Source organism: Microbacterium sp. ZW T5_45, assembly GCF_044987415.1.
Lineage (GTDB): Bacteria > Actinomycetota > Actinomycetes > Actinomycetales > Microbacteriaceae > Microbacterium.
In genome coordinates, this window is sequence record NZ_JBJDRJ010000041.1 from 1 (window position 1) to 17183 (window position 17183).

The following is a 17183-nucleotide window of genomic DNA, read 5'->3' on the forward strand; positions in this document are numbered from 1 at the left end:
CAGTCGGGAACCGTCGACGCGGCCTTCTACAACGGCGGCTACGGCAACTACATCCGCATCCAGCACGGTGGCGGCATCGGCACCGGCTACGGGCACATCCGCCCCGGCGGATTCGCCGTCAGCGCCGGACAGTGGGTCAATGCCGGACAGGTCATCGCCTACGCCGGCACCACCGGTGCATCGACCGGTTGCCACCTGCACTTCGAGGTCTACATCAATGGCAAGACCACGAACCCGATCGACTTCCTCGCGGGCAAGGGCATCTCCGTCTGAGCATCCGCCCTCCGATCCACACGAGAAGACCCCCGGTCCGCAGAGGCGGCCGGGGGTCTTCTCAGATCAGAGAGCCGTTCAGTGCTCCTGCTCGCCGAAGCGGGCGATCGCCTCGTCGAGGATGCGCTGGGCCTCGTCGGCACCGGCCCACTGGTCGACCTTGACCCACTTGTTGGGCTCGAGGTCCTTGTAGTGCTCGAAGAAGTGCGAGATCTCGCTCTTCGTGTGCTCGGGGATGTCGTCGATGTCGTGGATGTGCGCCCACCGAGGGTCCTTCGACAGCACGGCGACCAGCTTGTCGTCGCCGCCGGCCTCGTCGCTCATGCGCAGCACGGCCACCGGACGGACGTTCACGACGACACCCGGGTAGATCGGGTGATCGAGCAGCACGAGCACGTCGAGCGGGTCGCCGTCCTCGCCGAGAGTGTTGTCGAAGTAGCCGTAGTCGGCCGGGTACCCGAAGGTCGTGTAGAGCACGCGGTCGAGGTGTACTCGCCCGGTCTCGTGGTCGACCTCGTACTTCACGCGGCTGCCGCGCGGGATCTCGATGACGGCGTCGTGTGCGCCCATGCGTGTACTCCTTGGAAATGACGGTTGGATGCCGCGACCAGCCTACTCGCGAAGCTGCAGGAGAACCCGTGCCAGAGGCCTGGTGAGAATCACGAGCAGCAGGGCGAGATAGCCGATCGAGTGCACGAACGCCGCGAGCGCCATGGCGACGAGGAACAGCACGATCGCGGCGATGTCGCCGGCGACGCCCCGGCGGAGGTCGTCCCGGGGCCACTCGGACAGCCCTGCGTGCCTGATCAGGTAGACGCGAGCCGTGAGCGTCGCGACCTGGGTGAGGATGAGGGTTCCGATGTAGACGACGGCCTGCAGCGGGTCGGTCGTCATCTGGCCGAGCATCGCGGTGGCGACGGGAAGCCACACGATCGTGAGCATCCACGCGATGTTGAGCCACAGCAGCGGAACGCTGATGCGGTGCACTCGGCTGTAGAGCCGATGATGCTCCAGCCAGAACGTCGCGATGAGCGCGAAGCTGAGTCCGAAGCTGAGGAGCTGTCCGCCGTTCTCCGAGAGGAACTCCGCGGTACTGAGCTTCTGCGTGGTGGACTCGGACACCGACTCCATCAGCGGGAGGATGAGCAGCGTCATCGCGATCGCGACGACCGCGTCGACGAACGCCGTGAACCGCTCGGTCGTGAACAGCAGGTCGGTATCCTTCTCCGTCACGCGCTCAGGATACGTCTGCAGACCAACGCCGGGTATCAGCGCCCCCGTGACCGTGCCCTAACGTTGACGACGTGCCGTCGCTCTCACCCGCTGTCGCCGAAGTCCGTCGCGCCGTGCGCACCGCGCTCGCTGATCTGCCGGAGGGTGTGACGGTCGCCGTCGCGCTGTCAGGGGGAGCGGATTCGCTCGCACTCGCCTCCGCCACGGCCTTCGAGGCCCGGAGTCGCCGCATCCGTGTGGTCAGCATCACCGTCGACCACGGGCTGCAGGAGGAGTCAGCGGACGCGGCTGCGGCGGCGGCTGTCGCTGCAGAAGGGGTCGGCGTCGCCGATGCGCTGCAGACCAGAGTCGAGGTCGACTCGGCCTCAGGGGTGGGCATCGAGGCCGCTGCACGCGACGCCCGCTACGCCGCCCTCGCCGGCGTCGCCAGAGCGGAGGGCGCCGTCGCCGTGCTGCTCGGACACACACTCGACGATCAGGCAGAGACCGTGCTGCTCGGTCTCGCACGAGGCTCGGGTGCGACGAGCCTGCAGGGCATGGCCCCGGTGCGCGAAGAGGACGATGGCCTGCGCTGGATCCGCCCGCTGCTCGGCGTGCGGCGTGAGACCACCCGGGCGTTCTGCACGGCATCCGCTCTGGAGATCTGGGACGATCCGCACAACGTCGACGAACGCTTCGCGCGCGTCCGGGTGCGCCGGAACGTCCTGCCGGTGCTTGAGTCGGAGCTGGGCCCCGGCATCGCGGAGGCGCTCGCGCGGACAGCCGAGCAGCTGCGCGAGGACGCGGCGGCATTCGATGAGATGATCCACGAGACCATCGAGGACATCGTCGAGCACGCCGAGGCCGGGATCTCGGTCAGTGTCGCCGCGCTCGCCGCCAATCCCGCAGCGCTCCGCAACCGGATCATCCGCCTCGTCGTCGACAGCGAGTTCGGTGCGAGCCTGAGCCGCGCCCAGACGCTCGAGGTCGCTCGGCTCGCGACGGACTGGTCGGGGCAGGGGCCCATCGACCTGCCCGGATGCTCCGCCGCCCGGCTCGGCGGACGGATCGTGTTCACGGCCGCCGGTCGCTGAGCCCGCCGCCGCACCGTCATAACTCCTCAAAAGAGACGACCGGCTGCCGCTCGACGGGCTGACTTCCGCCGCAAGGCGGGAGGCGTTGAGGAGTTGTGCGCAGGCCGGGCGGCCCGCGGACATGCGACGCGCCCTCTCCGATCGATGCCGGAGAGGGCGCGTCGTCGAGTGTGGTTACTTCTTGCCGCCGAGAAGGCCGCCCAGGAGATCTCCGATGCCGCCGCCGGCGCTGTTGCCGCCGCCGAGGAGGCCGCCGAGAAGGTCGCCGATGCCGCCGCCGGTGCTCGAGCCGCTGTTGCCGCCGCCGAGCAGACCCCCGATGAGGTCTCCGATGCCGCCGCCGGACTGCTGCTCGCCGGCATCCGCCTTCTTGTTCTTGTTCGCGTTGGCGATGAGGTTCATCACGATCGGCGCGAGGATCGGCAGGAGCTTGCCGAAGTCGATGCCCGCGGTCTCCTTCGACTCGGTGAGCTTCGACGTGACCTTCTTCTCGTCTGCGCCGAGGATGTGGCTGACGATCTTGCTGCCGTCTGCCTGGTCGACGTCGTCGACGGTCGTCACGCTCTTCGTGCCCTCGTGACGCTTGAGCGCGTTCTCGATCGCGGACGACCCCTCGGAGGTCGACGCGTTCTTCGCCAGGCCACCGAGCAGGACCGAGCCGCCCTGCTCCACTGCCGCCTTGGCCTCGTCGTGCGAGACGCCGAGCTTCTTCGCGATGTCGTCGATCGGCACCTGCTTCAGGATGTCCTCAAGAGCCATGGGTTTCCTTCCGGTCTGCGGGCGGTCCACCCGCCTCACCGCTCACAGTAGCGGCGAGGGCGGCCGGGGGAACAGAGCGGGGTCATGTCGGAGGCCGTGCCGGAGCATCGCATCCGATCACCTAAAATCGACCCATGCGCGCCGCTGAGATCCAGGACGACCTTGCAGAGATCCTCGTCACCGAGGAGGAGATCCACGCCAAGCTCATCGAGCTGGCGGCAGAGGTCGCGGCGGACTACGAGGGCAAGGATCTGATCCTCGTCGGCGTCCTCAAGGGTGCGGTCATGGTGATGGCCGACTTCGCCCGTGCGCTGCCGTTCCACGCGCCGATGGACTGGATGGCCGTCTCGAGCTACGGTGCGAGCACGAAGTCGAGCGGTGTCGTGCAGATCCGCAAGGACCTCGACACCGACCTGCACGGCAAGCACGTGCTGATCGTCGAGGACATCATCGACTCCGGCCTGACCCTCAGCTGGCTGCTGGAGAACTTCGAGTCCCGCGGCGCCGAGTCGATCGAGGTGCTCGCGCTGCTGCGCAAGCCCGAGGCAGCGAAGGTCGTCATCGACTGCAAGTACGTCGGGTTCGACATCCCGACCGATTTCGTGGTGGGTTACGGCCTCGACTACGACGAGCGCTACCGCAACCTGCGCGATGTCGCAGTGCTCGCACCGCACGTCTACAGCTGAGGTCGCGGCGGGGCGCTCCGGCAGTACGCCGTGGGTGAACGCACAGCGGGTGCCTATCGCCCGCGCGATACCCTGAACGGATCATGGATGTGAAGAAGCTCACCCGCAATCCGCTGATCTACGTGGCACTCATCTTGCTGCTGCTGTTCGGCGGATTCTTCCTGATCTCGAATCTCAACGCGCCCCACCAGATCACGACCCAGGAGGGTCTGAAGCTGCTCGCGGGCGAGACGGTCACCGAGGTGGTCAACACCGACGGCGACCAGCGCGTCGACATGACGCTGTCGAAGGAGTTCGAGGGCTCGAAGTCGGTGCAGTTCTACTACGTCGACGCTCGGGCGGCCGATGTGGTCGCCGCGATCGACAAGGCGGATCCGAAGGAGGGCTTCGACGACGCGGTACCGCGCGCGAGCTGGTTCGACGGCTTCCTCTCGCTGCTGATCCCGATGATCCTGCTCGGCCTGCTCTTCTGGTGGCTGCTCTCCTCGATGCAGGGCGGCGGCGGTAAGGTCATGCAGTTCGGCAAGTCCAAGGCCAAGCTCGTGAGCAAGGAGACCCCGACGGTCACCTTCGCCGACGTGGCCGGCGCCGACGAGGCGATCGAGGAGCTGCACGAGATCAAGGAGTTCCTCCAGGATCCCGCCAAGTTCCAGGCCATCGGCGCCCGCATCCCGAAGGGCGTCCTGCTGTACGGCCCTCCTGGTACCGGAAAGACGCTCCTCGCCCGTGCTGTCGCCGGCGAGGCGGGCGCGCCCTTCTATTCGATCTCGGGTTCGGACTTCGTCGAGATGTTCGTCGGCGTGGGCGCCTCGCGGGTCCGCGACCTGTTCAGCCAGGCCAAGGAGAACTCGCCGGCGATCATCTTCATCGACGAGATCGACGCGGTCGGCCGTCACCGTGGTGCCGGCCTCGGCGGTGGCAACGATGAGCGCGAGCAGACGCTCAACCAGATGCTCGTCGAGATGGATGGCTTCGACCCGAACGCGAACGTCATCGTGATCGCGGCGACCAACCGCCCGGACATCCTCGACCCTGCTCTGTTGCGCCCTGGTCGCTTCGACCGTCAGATCGGCGTCGACGCCCCTGACCTCAAGGGCCGCCAGCGCATCCTCGAGGTGCACTCCAAGGGCAAGCCGCTCGCGCAGAGCGTCGACCTCGAGGTCGTCGCGCGCAAGACCCCCGGCTTCACCGGTGCCGACTTGGCGAACGTGCTGAACGAGGCGGCTCTGCTGACGGCCCGCTCGAACGCGCAGCTCATCGACAACCGCGCTCTCGACGAGGCCATCGACCGCGTGATCGCGGGTCCGCAGCGTCGCACCCGGGTGATGAAGGACAAGGAGAAGCTCATCACCGCGTACCACGAGGGCGGCCACGCCCTCGCTGCGGCGGCGATGAACTACACCGACCCCGTCACGAAGATCACGATCCTGCCCCGAGGCAAGGCCCTCGGCTACACGATGGTGATGCCGGTCGACGACAAGTACTCCGTCACCCGCAACGAACTGCAGGATCAGCTCACCTACGCGATGGGCGGACGCGTCGCCGAGGAGATCGTGTTCCACGACCCCACCACCGGCGCCTCGAACGACATCGAGAAGGCCACCTCTATCGCCCGCAAGATGGTGCTCGAGTACGGGATGACCACGCAGCTCGGCCCGGTCAAGCTCGGCTCCGAAGGCGGCGAGCCGTTCGCGGGCCGCGATATGGGCCGCGGTCGTGAGTACTCCGAGTCGATCGCCGAGCGCGTCGACATCGAGGTGCGCGCGCTCATCGAGCAGGCGCACAACGAGGCCTACCAGGTGATCAGCGACAACCGTGACATCCTCGACAAGCTCGCGCTCGCGCTGCTCGAGGAGGAGACGCTCGACCACAACCGCATCGCCGAGATCTTCACCGAGGTGCGCAAGCTCCCCGAGCGCCCGCTGTGGCTCTCGAGCGACGAGCGTCCGGTGTCGGAGCGGCCTCCGATCGAGGTGCCGAAGAAGGACGTGTCGCTCGCGGCATCCGTCGAGGCACCCGCCGCGGCACCCCGTACCCAGCCCGGAACGGCAGGCGCCGGTCAGGCGCGCCCCGCGACGGCCTGATCGTGGCCGTCGATCGCGCGCGCGTCGAACGGCTCACGCACGAGCTTCTCGAGGCCATCGGCGAGGACCCCGATCGGCCGGGACTGAAGCAGACCCCGGTGCGGATGGCGGAGCTCTACTCCGAGTTCTTCTCGGGCGTGGGAGAGGATGCCGCAGCACCGCTGGCACGCACGATCAGTGTGGCGCGCGGTCCGGCGCCTGACACCCTGCCCTCGGGGGCCGTGCTGCTGCGCGACATCCGGTTCCGTTCGGTCTGCGAGCATCATCTGCTTCCGTTCGCCGGTCACGCCCACATCGCGTACCTGCCGGGCGAACAGGTGGTCGGCCTCGGCGCCCTGGTGCGGGTCGTCGAGATCCTCGCCGCACGACCGCAGGTGCAGGAACGTCTGGGAGAGCAGATCGCCGACACGATCGCCGAGCACCTCGACACCCGCGGCGTCCTCGTCGTGCTCGACGCGAGCCACGGCTGCGTCACGATGCGCGGAGGGCGCCAGCCCGAGGCATCGACCCTCACGATCGCGGCGCGCGGAGAGTACACGGATGCCGTCTCCCGGGCCGAGCTCATCGCGCTGATCGGCGCTTCGACGGGCTCAGGCGCCCATGGAGTCGCGTCGTGACCGGGATCTGGGGCATCGTCAACGTCACGCCGGATTCCTTCAGCGACGGTGGCCGGTACTTCGACGTCGATCGCGCCGTCGCGCACGGGTTGCGTCTGCGCGCCGCAGGGGCCACCGTGCTCGACGTGGGCGGAGAGTCGACGCGTCCAGGGGCTGAGCGCGTCGGGTCGGCCGAGGAGCAGGCACGCGTGCTCCCGGTGATCGAGCAGCTCGCGGCTGCGGGCGCTCCGGTGAGCATCGACACGATCAACGCTTCCACCGCCGCCGCGGCGGTGCGCGCGGGTGCGCGGATCGTGAACGACGTCTCAGGCGGACTGGGCGACCCCGAGATGCGCGCGGCCGTCGCCGAGTCCGGTGCCGACTTCGCGATCGGGCACTGGCGCGGCTTCTCCGCCGATATGTACGCGAACGCCGAGTATCGCCGTGTCGCCCGCGAGGTCGCCGGCGAGCTGCAGGAACGGATGGGGGAGGCCGCGGCCGCGGGCATCGCTCCCTCCCGGCTCATCCTCGACCCGGGCATCGGATTCGCGAAGGCGGGGGTGCAGAACTGGGACGTGCTGCGCGGACTCGACGAGATCGTCGCGCTCGGTCCACGAGTGCTCATCGGCACATCGCGCAAGAGATTCCTCGCCGAGGTGCTCGCGCAGGCGGACGAGAACGTGTCGGAGGTGCGTCGCGACCTCGCCACCGCCGTCACCAGCGCACTCGCCGCGCGTGCCGGAGTCTGGGCCGTGCGCGTGCATGACGTCGCAGCCACGCGCGACGCCCTTGCGATCGCGCATGCCTGGGACGGCGTCTGAGCCGCGAGCGGCCCACGCCCGCCGCGTACGCTGGAACCATGTTCCCCCTGGATGAGATCGCGCTGACCGGGCTCACGGTGTTCGGACGCCACGGCGTCTACGACCACGAACGCGAGAACGGTCAGGAGTTCACGATCGACGTGCGACTGCATCTGCCGCTGTCGGATGCCGCCGCCTCCGACGACGTCGCCGACACGGTGCACTACGGAGAGCTCGCGGAGAAGATCGCAGGACTCGTCGCCGGGGAACCGGTGGATCTCATCGAGACGCTCGCCGCCCGCATCGCCGATGCCGTGCTCGAGGACCGACGGGTGATCCACACGAGCGTGACCGTGCACAAGCCGCACGCTCCCATCGCACTGACGTTCTCGGATGTGTCGGTGACCGTCCATCGCGGCACCCCCTACGACGCCGTGGAGGTGACCGCGCCATGAGCCGCGATCTCGTTCGCCCGATCCCGGCCCCGGCGCCGAAGCAACCCCGATCGGAGGCCGTCGCGGTCGTCGCCTTCGGCGCGAACCTCGGCGACCGGGAGGGGACGATCCGAGCCGCGGCAGAGCGGATCGGGCGGCTACCGCTGGTCGGCGAGGTGAAGCTGTCGCACCTTTTCGAGACCGTCGCGCTGACTCTCGACGGCCCGGACCCCGACGCGCCGGGCTATGTCAACGCCGTCGCGCTCGTGAGAACGCGCCTCGCGCCGAGCATCCTTCTGGGCATGTTGCACGCGATCGAGGACGAGCACGGACGCGTGCGCGAGCAGCGCTGGGGCGACCGCACCCTGGACCTCGATCTGATCGCCTACGGCGAAGAGGTCTCGGACGATCCGCGGCTGCTGCTCCCGCACCCGCGAGCGGCCGAGAGGCTGTTCGTGCTCGAACCGTGGCTGGATGTCGATCCGGATGCCGTGCTGACCGGTCATGGACCTGTGCAGGAGCTCGCCGACCGGCTGCGCACGGAGGACGAGGGATGAAGCGCACCTCCGCCGGGGTGCTCGTGATCCTCGCGCTGGTCGGCCTGGGATCCGGATACCTGCTCGACCAGATCCTCACCGCGACCGGGCGCGCGACATTCACACCGACGCCGCTGCTCGCGGTGCTGCTCGTGATCGTCGGCGCCGCCGCGCTCGCGCTCGCCTGGCCGGTGCGGAGGAGCCTGCGCACCGGCATCCGCATCGACCCGTTCCGCGCCTTGCGCGCGGTCTCGCTGGCACGCTCCGCAAGTCTGCTCGGCGCGATCATGGCCGGCTTCGGCGGCGGGATGCTGGTATTCCTTCTCACGCGCCCGGTTGTTCCCCCGGTAGGGTCGACCGTGACGATGATCGTCCTGATCGCGAGCAGCATCGTGCTCGTGGTCTGCGCGCTCGTCGCGGAACTGTTCTGCACCCTGCCGAAGGACCCTGATGACTCAGAACCCCGAGAGCCAGCCTCCGATCCCGGCCCCCCTGAATTCGGCGGCAGTCACTGACGCGGCAGCGCTCGACCACGGCACGTACTCCGGCATCCGCACGTCTCGCAGTGCCGCGCGGCTCGAACTCGACGGCGTGTGGCACCAGATCTCTCCCCGCTACGTCGTATCGCAGATCGTGCAGAACGTCATCTTCATCGCGATCATCGCGGCGGCAGCACTCGTGGCGTTCCTCGTGCTCGACCAGATCTGGCCGTTGATCCCGGCCGGAGTCATCATCGTGATCACTCTGCTCACCCTGCTGATCCTGCCGCGTCAGGCCAGGGCGATCGGCTACATGCTGCGCGCCGACGACATCGTGTTCCGCAAGGGCATCCTGTGGCAGCGGATGATCGCCGTTCCCTATGGGCGCATGCAGCTCGTCGACATCACCCAGGGCCCGCTCGACCGTGCCTTCGGGGTCTCGCAGCTGAAGATGGTCACCGCCGCGGCCACGACGGGCGTGCAGATCCCCGGCCTGACGCAGGCTGCCGCCGAGGCGTTGCGCGACACGCTCATCGAGGTGGCCGAGACCCGCCGGACCGGCCTGTGAGCGACCAGCGCCTGCCCGGAGCACCGCTCCCGCCCGACGCCTCGCAGACCCTCGCCGACGGCGAGTGGCATCGGATGCATCCGCTCACCCCGCTCTTCAAGGGCGGGCTCGTCCTACTGATCATCGGCGGATTCCTCATCGCGAACATGCGCGATCGGGTGATCACCTGGCTGGTCGATCTGTTCGAGCCCGGCGTGCACTACAGCGAGTACAACAGCGGTGACCCCGTCGACTGGGTGCTGTCCAACAACTTCGCGCTGCTCGCGCTGCTCGGAGTGCTCGCGCTCGTGATCGTGCTGATCGCGATCTTCTGGGTGATCTGGCGGTTCCAGCAGTTCCGCATCACCGGCGACCACGTCGAGGTACGCAAGGGCATCGTCTTCCGCTCTCATCGTCGAGCTCCGCTCGACCGGGTGCAGGGCGTGAACCTCACGCGCCCGTTCCCCGCCCGCGTCATCGGGCTCGCGAAGCTCGAGGTCGTCGGAGCGGGAACCGACGCGAATGTCGAGCTTGAGTATCTGGCGACGTCGAAGGCGGAGGCGGTGCGTGCCGACATCCTGCGGCTCGCGTCCGGCGCCCGCGCGGCTCGGGACGCCTCGGTCCACGGTGCACCGGGAGTGCCCGGCGCGCCCACCTCGGTGCGCGAACAGCTCGTCGGCTCGGTGAACAGCGGCGTGAACGGCCTGATCACTGGAGTCGATCTCGCGGATGTCGCGCCGGAGAGCGTCGTGAAGATCCCGACGGGGCGCCTCGTGGGGTCGCAGCTCATCTCGAGCGTGCTGTGGCTCGTGTTCTTCGGCATCATCTTCGCCGTCGCCCTCGGCGGCACCCTCATCGGCGGCGTGCTCGACGGGGATCCCGAGACCGCCCTCATCGGGCTCGGGGTCGGGCTCGGCGTCGGCATCCCGATGGTGATCGCGGTCGTCGGAATCACCTGGGCGCAGATCTCGAAGTCGTTGCGCTACTCGATCGCCCCCACCCCCGACGGCGTGCGCATCACCTACGGCCTGCTCACGACGGTGACCGAGACCCTTCCCCCCGGCCGCATCTTCGCGGTCGAGGTGACGCAGTCGTTGCTGTGGCGTCCGTTCGGCTGGTGGACGATCAAGATCAACAGGATGAGCGGCAAGAGCGCGGCGCAGCAGCAGTCCGGCACCGCCCAGCAGTTCAACGTCGTGCTGCCGGTGGGCAAGCGCGCCGATGTCGAGCGAGTGCTCGCGCTCATCCTTCCGGACGCTCCCGTCAGCGACATCCCGCTGATCTGGGAGCACGGCATTCTGGGACCCGTTGCCGGCGATCCGTATCGCACCATGCCTGCGCGGGCCTGGTGGCGACGGCCGTTCTCGTGGAAGCGCCACGGGTACGCGGTCACCGCGTACGGTCTGCTGCTGCGCAGGGGCACCTTCTGGCGCAAGCTCGCGGTGTTCCCCCTCGCCCGCATCCAGGGCATCTCCCTGTCGCAGGGGCCGATCGATCGCGCGCAGCGTGTCTCGGGCGCGCAGGTGCACTCGGTGACCGGTGTGATCCAGGGCCTGCTCTCGGGCCTCGAGCGCGCGGACGCTCTGGAGCTCGTCAACGGGGTCAGTGCGGCTGCCGCACTCGCCGCTGCTCGCGATCATTCGCACCGGTGGGGTCAGTATGCTCCGGATGCTCAGGGGCATACTCTGGCGTCCGCGGCAGGGTTCGCGGCGCCTGCGGCCGGTTCATTCACCCAGGCTGTTCCCGGCGCGCCGGGGGCGCCCGCGTATGGGGGAGCACCCGGAGCGCCATCGGCCGGGGCCGCTGCGCACAATTCGTATCCGTATGCCGGAGCGCCGCAGCCGGCTTATCCGACGGCTCCGTCGGCCGCGCATCCGGCACCGCCGTTCCCGTCGGCCGCGCATCCGGCACCGCCGCTCCCGTCGGCCGCGCATCCGGCTCCGCCTGCGCCTCCTGCGGGGTATTCGGCTCCGGCCGTGGGGCAGCCCGCACCGCCGCTCCCGTCCGCCGCGCATTCGGCTCCGCCTGCGCCTCCCACGGGGTACTCGGCTCCGGCCGATCCTTCTGCGGTCCAGCCTGCTCCTCTGACGAGCCGGCCCGCGCCGTCGGCGGGGCAGCAGGTGCCCCCGGCCGCTCATCCCGCGCCGGTGATTCCTCCGCTCGTTCAGCCGACCACGCGCGCGGAGGCGCGACGCGCGGCATCCGCGGCTGAATCGACTTCGGCGACGGCATCCGGTCAAGGACCCGCGGACGCCGACGCGACGACTCCGGGGAACACGCACGATGACTGACGGTCTCCGCCGCGACGGACGGCTGGGGATCGGCATCATCGGAGCAGGACGCGTCGGCCCGGTGATCGGCGCAGCCCTCGCCGGCGCTGGGCACGCGGTCACCGGCATCACCCGCGGATCCGATGACGAGCGCGCCTCCGCCGTGCTCCCCGACGTCCCCGTGCTCGACGCGCTCGACGTGGTTCGTCGCAGCGAGCTCGTCGTCATCGCGGTGCCGCACGACCAATTGCCCGGTCTCGTCTCGGGCATCGCTGAACTCGGCGGCTGGCAGATGGGGCAGCTGGTGCTGCACACGGATCCCGCCCATGGCATCGAGGTCCTGCGCCCGGCGGCCGAGCGCGGGGCTATCCCGCTCGCGGTGCACCCGGCGATCACCTTCACGGGGACCTCGATGGATCTGCGTCAGCTGCAGGCAGGATACGCCGCCGTGACCGCGCCGCCTGCCGTGCTGCCGATCGCGCAGGCACTCGCCGTCGAGATGGGGTGCGAACCCGTCGTCGTAGCCGAGGCCGATCGCGAGGCCTACGCGGACGCGATCGACGCGGTCGCCGAGTTCGCCCGCTCGATCATCGGGCAGTCGACGGCGAGGCTGCGGGATATCGGGGTGCCCAACCCCGGGGGCTACCTGTCGGCGCTCGTGCAGTCGACCGTCGAACGCGCTCTGCGCGATGCCTCTGATCCGCCGCCCCTGCTCTGACCACGAGGCCGGCTCGGCGGACGGAGCGTGGGCAGGCGGGTTCGCCTCGCCGCGTCCTTCTTCTGCGCGCTTCCCCGGGCCCGCCCGCCGCCTCGGACCGTCGGCCAAGCTCGGTAAACTGGGCGGGACTTCCAAGGAGCCCCGCACATGACTGACGCGCCCGCGCAGACCACCACCGATCCCTCGACCGAGGAGGACGTCCACGAGCAGAAGGCGGTCCGCCTCGCGAAGCGCGAGCGCCTGATCGCGAAGCGCGCGGACGCCGGTGGCGGAGCGTTCCCCGTGAGCGTGCCGGTGACCCACGGCATCCCCGCGCTGCGCGCGGAGTACGGCGAGCTCGAGGCGGGGGCCGAGACCGGTGTCATCGTCGGCGTCGCGGGTCGCGTCGTCTTCAGCCGGAACACGGGCAAGCTCTGCTTCGCCACGCTGCAGGCGGGTGACGGCTCGCGCATCCAGGCGATGATCTCGCTCGCGAATGTCGGTGAGGAATCCCTCGCCGACTGGAAGGAATACGTCGATCTCGGCGACCATGTCTTCGTGCACGGAGAGGTCATCTCGAGCCGCCGCGGTGAGCTCTCGATCATGGCGGACGACTGGGCGATCGCCTCGAAGGCGATCCTGCCACTGCCGAACGCCTACTCCGAGCTCAGCGAAGAGGGCCGTGTCCGCAGCCGCTACCTCGATCTGATCGTCCGCGAGCAGGCCCGCACCACCGTGCGCGCCCGTGCCGCCGTGAACGCCAGCCTGCGTGCGACCTTCACCGGTCACGACTATCTCGAGGTCGAGACGCCGATGCTGCAGGTGCAGCACGGGGGAGCATCCGCCCGTCCGTTCATCACGCACTCGAACGCCTTCGACACCGAGCTGTACCTGCGCATCGCTCCCGAGCTCTACCTCAAGCGCGCCGTCGTCGGCGGCATCGAGCGCGTGTTCGAGATCAACCGCAACTTCCGCAACGAGGGCGCCGACTCGACGCACAGCCCCGAGTTCGCGATGCTCGAGGCGTATCAGGCGTACGGCGATTACAACCAGATGGCAGCTCTCACCCAGGAGCTGGTGCAGAACGCCGCGATCGCGGTCGCGGGTTCCACCACCGTCACCTGGGCCGACGGCACCGAGTACGACCTCGGCGGCGAGTGGGACCGCATCTCGATGTACGAGTCGCTCTCGGCGGCCTCGGGCCGGACGATCACCCCGGGCGACTCGGTGGAGGACCTCATCGCCTTCGCCGAGGCCAGCGGCGTCGATCTGCCGCCGCAGGCGACGCACGGCAAACTCGTCGAAGAGCTCTGGGAGCACTTCGTGAAGGGCGACCTCGTGCGCCCGACCTTCGTGATGGACTTCCCCGTCGACACCTCCCCGCTCGTCCGCGAGCACCGCTCGATCATCGGCGTCGTCGAGAAGTGGGATCTCTACATCCGCGGCTTCGAACTCGCCACCGGCTACTCCGAGCTCGTCGACCCCGTCATCCAGCGCGAGCGGTTCGAAGAGCAGGCGAAGCTCGCCGCCCGTGGCGACGTCGAGGCGATGCCGATCGACCAGGAGTTCCTCCGTGCGCTCGAGCACGCCATGCCGCCGTCCGGCGGAATGGGAATGGGCATCGACCGCCTGCTCATGGCCATCACCGGACTCGGCATCCGCGAGACGATCCTGTTCCCGCTCGTCAAGTAGTCCGGTGCGGCACCGGGGACGCCGCGTCACGCGCGGCGACCCCGGTCCCGGCGGAAGGCCCACTCGGGCAGGAGACCGCCGCCGATCATCGTGCGCAACAGGGCAGCGAGGCCGTACTCGGGATCGATCTCGCGCACGAGATCGAGGTATGAGGCCGCATGCGTCGAGCGACCGAGCGCCCAGGACAGCCACGCCGCGAGCGTCAGCGGCCCGCGGCGCAGGCGGCGGGGAGCCCGCGCCGCGGCGAGACGGACCACCGAGAGCGCGAGTTGCAAGCGATCGGGATCCGGCGAGGGTCCCCTGCCGAGGAACCGCTCACCGACCTCATCCGGCATCGACGCGCCCAGCTCGACATACGCGTACTGCGCCGAGAGGGTGCGATCGCCGCCGGCGAGATCCGACGCCCACTGGGTCAGCGCGACGTCGCGGAACGCCGGTCGGTCGAGGCACCAGAGCAGCGCGGCCGTCACGAACGGCGGCTGGCTCTCGGGGGAGTCGAGGAGCATCTCGAAGAAGTCGGGCAGATCCTCCAGCACGACGAGCGCGGCGATCGCCTGCGGATTCTCGGCACCCGTGAGAGGGCCGTGCTCCTCGCGCTCGAGGATCCGGCCGATGTCGACGAGAGCCCGCCCCACGCGCTCCTTCGTCGCCAGGTCGGCCGGGGGCAGATCGGTACCCGCGTGCTGGTCTCCCGAGACATCGCCGATCAGTGGAACGTCGGGCACCGCGGCGATCGCGTCGAGCGGATTCAGTTGCGGCTCGTCGTCGAGGTAGCTCGCCCACCCTCCCGGGGTCACGATCAGCGCGTCCACGAGGCGCAACCCGGCGTCCTGAGCGCATGCCGTGAGCTCGGCCACGTGGATGCTCAGCGGCAGCACGAGGCCGTCGCGCGTGGGCTGCGGATCGTCGTCGGCGTACACGACGATCGCGACGGCATCCGCTGCGTCGACGCGACTCACCAGACCGATCGCGATGTCGGCGTACTCCTCGGGGTCGATCTTCAGATCGGGCAGATCCATGCGCATCGCGCCGTGCGTTCGCGATCCGTGGAAGGGAAGGAGCACGATGCTCCGCCGAGGGGTGAAGCCCGCGAGCGCGGGAACCATGCGGAGGAACTCGGCGGAGCCGGAGGCGTGAAGGAGAGTGGTCATGACGCGAGTGTTCCCGGCCGGCATCCGCGACGGGGTGATTCCACAGGACGGACGCCGAAATCCTGAGAAGGGCGGAATGTGCACGACAAGTCGCTCGCGTACCATGGAGGGCATGGAGAACTTCTGGCTCACCGCCGTCTGGTCGATCCTGCCGACCATCGTGGTGTGCGCCGTCTTCTACTTCGTCATCCGCGGCATCCTCCGTTTCGACCGCACCGAGCGTCGCGTACACGCGAAGATCGAAGCCGAGGAACGCGCAGCGCGCGGTCTGCCGCCGCGCCCCTGACCAAGGCACGGGCCGGTGTCGGTCCCATCGGATACTGTGAAGCGAGCGCCGTTGCGGCGCCGGCTGCGGTGATGACCGTCGCAGTGCCGACTCGTCGAGAGGGCCCGGAGTGAGCGCCGAGACGTGGGGACTGTGGCTCGCAGGCTTCCTCGTCGTCGTCGACCTCGCGGTGCGCATCACGGCGATCATCGTCATCCCGCGCAACCGACGCCCGACCGCAGCGATGGCCTGGCTGCTCGCGGTGTTCTTCCTCCCGTACATCGGCGTCGTGCTGTTCCTTCTCATCGGGAACCCGCGTCTGCCACGCGCCCGCCGCCGCAAGCAGGATCAGATCAACGAATACATCCGCGACGCGAGCGAGCAGCTGCACTTCGGCACTCTCCGGCCCGACCCGCCGAACTGGTTCCCCCCGCTCGTCGAGATGAACCAGCGACTCGGAGCCCTGCCGATCTCTGGCGACAACGGGGCGCACCTGATCTCGGACTATCAGGAGTCGCTCGACGCGATGGCCGACGAGATCCGCAAGGCGACGCAGTACGTCCACGTGGAGTTCTACATCCTGCAGTCGGACGCATCGACGGACAACTTCTTCCGTGCTCTGGAAGAGGTCGCGGCGAAGGGGATTCCGGTGCGGGTGCTGCTCGATCACTGGGCGAACCGCTGGAAACCGCGCTACCGCAAGACGATCGACCGCCTGAATGCGATGGGCGCCGACTGGCACCTGATGCTGCCGGTGCAGCCCCTCAAGGGGCGGATGCAGCGCCCTGATCTGCGCAACCACCGCAAGCTGCTCGTCGTCGACGGCGACGTCGCGTTCCTCGGCTCGCAGAACATCACCGACTCCACCTACAACCTGCCCAAGAACATCAAGCGCGGCCTGCATTGGGTCGACCTCATGGTCAGGATCGACGGCCCCGTGGTGCTCAGCGTCAACGCGATCTTCGTCGCCGACTGGTACAGCGAGACCGACGACATCCTCGAGGAGATCGACATCGCTCACGCCGACATCGGGAGCGGCGACCTCGACTGCCAGGTAGTGCCGTCGGGGCCCGGTTTCGAGGTCGAGAACAACCTGCGGCTGTTCCTCGGTCTGCTCTACTCGGCCAAGGAGCGGATCATGATCGTGAGTCCGTACTTCGTCCCCGATGAGGCGCTGCTGCTCGCCGTGACCGCCGCGGTCGACCGCGGCGTCCAGGTCGAGCTGTTCGTCTCGGAAGAGGGGGACCAGGCGATGGTCTACCACGCCCAGCGCAGCTACTACGAGGCGCTGCTGCGGGCGGGAGTGCGCATCTGGATGTACCGCAAGCCGTACATCCTGCACACGAAGAGCCTCACGATCGACGACGAGGTCGCGGTGATCGGCTCGAGCAACATGGACATGCGCTCGTTCGGTCTCAACCTCGAGGTGTCGATGCTCGTGCGAGGCGAGGAGTTCGTCACCGAGATGCGCGCGGTCGAGGCCGAGTACCGCGCGCTCAGCCGGGAGCTGACCCTCGAGGAGTGGATGCGCCAGCCGCTGAGGTCGACCGTGCTCGACAACCTCGCACGCCTCACTTCCGCACTGCAGTGAGTCGAGGCCTGGTCGCG

General features: G+C 68.8%; 19 protein-coding genes. 15 read left to right on the forward strand and 4 right to left on the reverse strand.

The window, feature by feature from the left end; all coding sequences use genetic code 11:
• Window positions 1-273, forward strand: a 273-nt coding sequence (locus ACI3KS_RS16530; RefSeq protein WP_404919638.1) for a M23 family metallopeptidase, incomplete at its 5' end; no start/stop codon positions are given.
• 78 nt (window positions 274-351) lie between these two features.
• Here the strand turns inward: ACI3KS_RS16530 and ppa are convergent.
• On the reverse strand, window positions 352-843 hold the full coding sequence (ppa, locus tag ACI3KS_RS16535; RefSeq protein WP_404919639.1) for an inorganic diphosphatase: 492 nt from the start codon (window positions 841-843) through the stop codon (window positions 352-354).
• 42 nt (window positions 844-885) lie between these two features.
• The gene (locus ACI3KS_RS16540) at window positions 886-1506 is read right to left on the reverse strand and encodes a TMEM175 family protein (RefSeq protein WP_404919640.1); all 621 of its coding nucleotides are present in this window, start codon (window positions 1504-1506) and stop codon (window positions 886-888) included.
• A gap of 71 nt (window positions 1507-1577) precedes the next feature.
• Here ACI3KS_RS16540 and tilS point away from each other — a divergent pair, with 71 nt between their 5' ends.
• Window positions 1578-2579: a tRNA lysidine(34) synthetase TilS gene (tilS, locus tag ACI3KS_RS16545; RefSeq protein ID WP_404919641.1), complete on the forward strand. Its 1002-nt coding sequence runs from the start codon at window positions 1578-1580 to the stop codon at window positions 2577-2579.
• 174 nt (window positions 2580-2753) lie between these two features.
• Here tilS and ACI3KS_RS16550 read toward each other — a convergent pair whose 3' ends face one another.
• Window positions 2754-3338: a DUF937 domain-containing protein gene (locus ACI3KS_RS16550; RefSeq protein ID WP_404919642.1), complete on the reverse strand. Its 585-nt coding sequence runs from the start codon at window positions 3336-3338 to the stop codon at window positions 2754-2756.
• Window positions 3339-3472: 134 nt separating this feature from the next.
• Between ACI3KS_RS16550 and hpt the strand changes: the two genes are divergently transcribed.
• The 11 genes from hpt (at window position 3473) to lysS (ending at window position 14159) form a co-directional block, all read left to right on the forward strand.
• Window positions 3473-4024, forward strand: a complete 552-nt coding sequence (hpt, locus tag ACI3KS_RS16555; protein ID WP_404919643.1) for a hypoxanthine phosphoribosyltransferase — start codon at window positions 3473-3475, stop codon at window positions 4022-4024.
• An 83-nt stretch (window positions 4025-4107) separates the two neighbouring features.
• The gene (gene ftsH / locus ACI3KS_RS16560) at window positions 4108-6108 is read left to right on the forward strand and encodes an ATP-dependent zinc metalloprotease FtsH (RefSeq protein WP_404919644.1); all 2001 of its coding nucleotides are present in this window, start codon (window positions 4108-4110) and stop codon (window positions 6106-6108) included.
• A gap of 2 nt (window positions 6109-6110) precedes the next feature.
• The gene (gene folE / locus ACI3KS_RS16565) at window positions 6111-6725 is read left to right on the forward strand and encodes a GTP cyclohydrolase I (RefSeq protein ID WP_404919645.1); all 615 of its coding nucleotides are present in this window, start codon (window positions 6111-6113) and stop codon (window positions 6723-6725) included.
• Entirely contained in the window at window positions 6722-7525 is an 804-nt protein-coding gene (gene folP / locus ACI3KS_RS16570; RefSeq protein ID WP_404919646.1) for a dihydropteroate synthase, read from the forward strand. Before folE ends, folP begins: the two co-directional genes overlap by 4 nt.
• 38 nt (window positions 7526-7563) lie before the next feature.
• Window positions 7564-7959: a dihydroneopterin aldolase gene (gene folB, locus ACI3KS_RS16575; RefSeq protein WP_404919647.1), complete on the forward strand. Its 396-nt coding sequence runs from the start codon at window positions 7564-7566 to the stop codon at window positions 7957-7959.
• A complete protein-coding gene (gene folK / locus ACI3KS_RS16580; protein WP_404919648.1) occupies window positions 7956-8495 on the forward strand; it encodes a 2-amino-4-hydroxy-6-hydroxymethyldihydropteridine diphosphokinase in 540 nt (179 codons plus the stop codon). Before folB ends, folK begins: the two co-directional genes overlap by 4 nt.
• Window positions 8492-8989: a DUF3180 domain-containing protein gene (locus ACI3KS_RS16585; RefSeq protein WP_404919649.1), complete on the forward strand. Its 498-nt coding sequence runs from the start codon at window positions 8492-8494 to the stop codon at window positions 8987-8989. The genes folK and ACI3KS_RS16585 overlap by 4 nt, the downstream gene beginning before the upstream one ends.
• A complete protein-coding gene (locus ACI3KS_RS16590) occupies window positions 8925-9521 on the forward strand; it encodes a PH domain-containing protein (RefSeq protein ID WP_404919650.1) in 597 nt (198 codons plus the stop codon). Before ACI3KS_RS16585 ends, ACI3KS_RS16590 begins: the two co-directional genes overlap by 65 nt.
• Window positions 9518-11791: a PH domain-containing protein gene (locus tag ACI3KS_RS16595; protein WP_404919651.1), complete on the forward strand. Its 2274-nt coding sequence runs from the start codon at window positions 9518-9520 to the stop codon at window positions 11789-11791. The genes ACI3KS_RS16590 and ACI3KS_RS16595 overlap by 4 nt, the downstream gene beginning before the upstream one ends.
• Window positions 11784-12488, forward strand: coding sequence for a DUF2520 domain-containing protein (locus tag ACI3KS_RS16600; RefSeq protein ID WP_404919652.1), 705 nt, complete (start codon window positions 11784-11786; stop codon window positions 12486-12488). The genes ACI3KS_RS16595 and ACI3KS_RS16600 overlap by 8 nt, the downstream gene beginning before the upstream one ends.
• A gap of 147 nt (window positions 12489-12635) precedes the next feature.
• On the forward strand, window positions 12636-14159 hold the full coding sequence (gene lysS, locus ACI3KS_RS16605; RefSeq protein ID WP_404919653.1) for a lysine--tRNA ligase: 1524 nt from the start codon (window positions 12636-12638) through the stop codon (window positions 14157-14159).
• A gap of 26 nt (window positions 14160-14185) precedes the next feature.
• Here the strand turns inward: lysS and ACI3KS_RS16610 are convergent, their stop codons facing one another.
• Window positions 14186-15310 carry a DUF4192 family protein gene (locus ACI3KS_RS16610; protein WP_404919654.1) on the reverse strand — a complete coding sequence of 375 codons (1125 nt, stop codon included), beginning with the start codon at window positions 15308-15310 and terminating at the stop codon, window positions 14186-14188.
• 112 nt (window positions 15311-15422) lie between these two features.
• Between ACI3KS_RS16610 and ACI3KS_RS16615 the strand changes: the two genes are divergently transcribed.
• A complete protein-coding gene (locus tag ACI3KS_RS16615; protein ID WP_404919655.1) occupies window positions 15423-15596 on the forward strand; it encodes a hypothetical protein in 174 nt (57 codons plus the stop codon).
• Window positions 15597-15705: 109 nt separating this feature from the next.
• Window positions 15706-17166 carry a cardiolipin synthase gene (gene cls, locus ACI3KS_RS16620; RefSeq protein WP_404919656.1) on the forward strand — a complete coding sequence of 487 codons (1461 nt, stop codon included), beginning with the start codon at window positions 15706-15708 and terminating at the stop codon, window positions 17164-17166.
• Window positions 17167-17183: the final 17 nt, after the last annotated feature.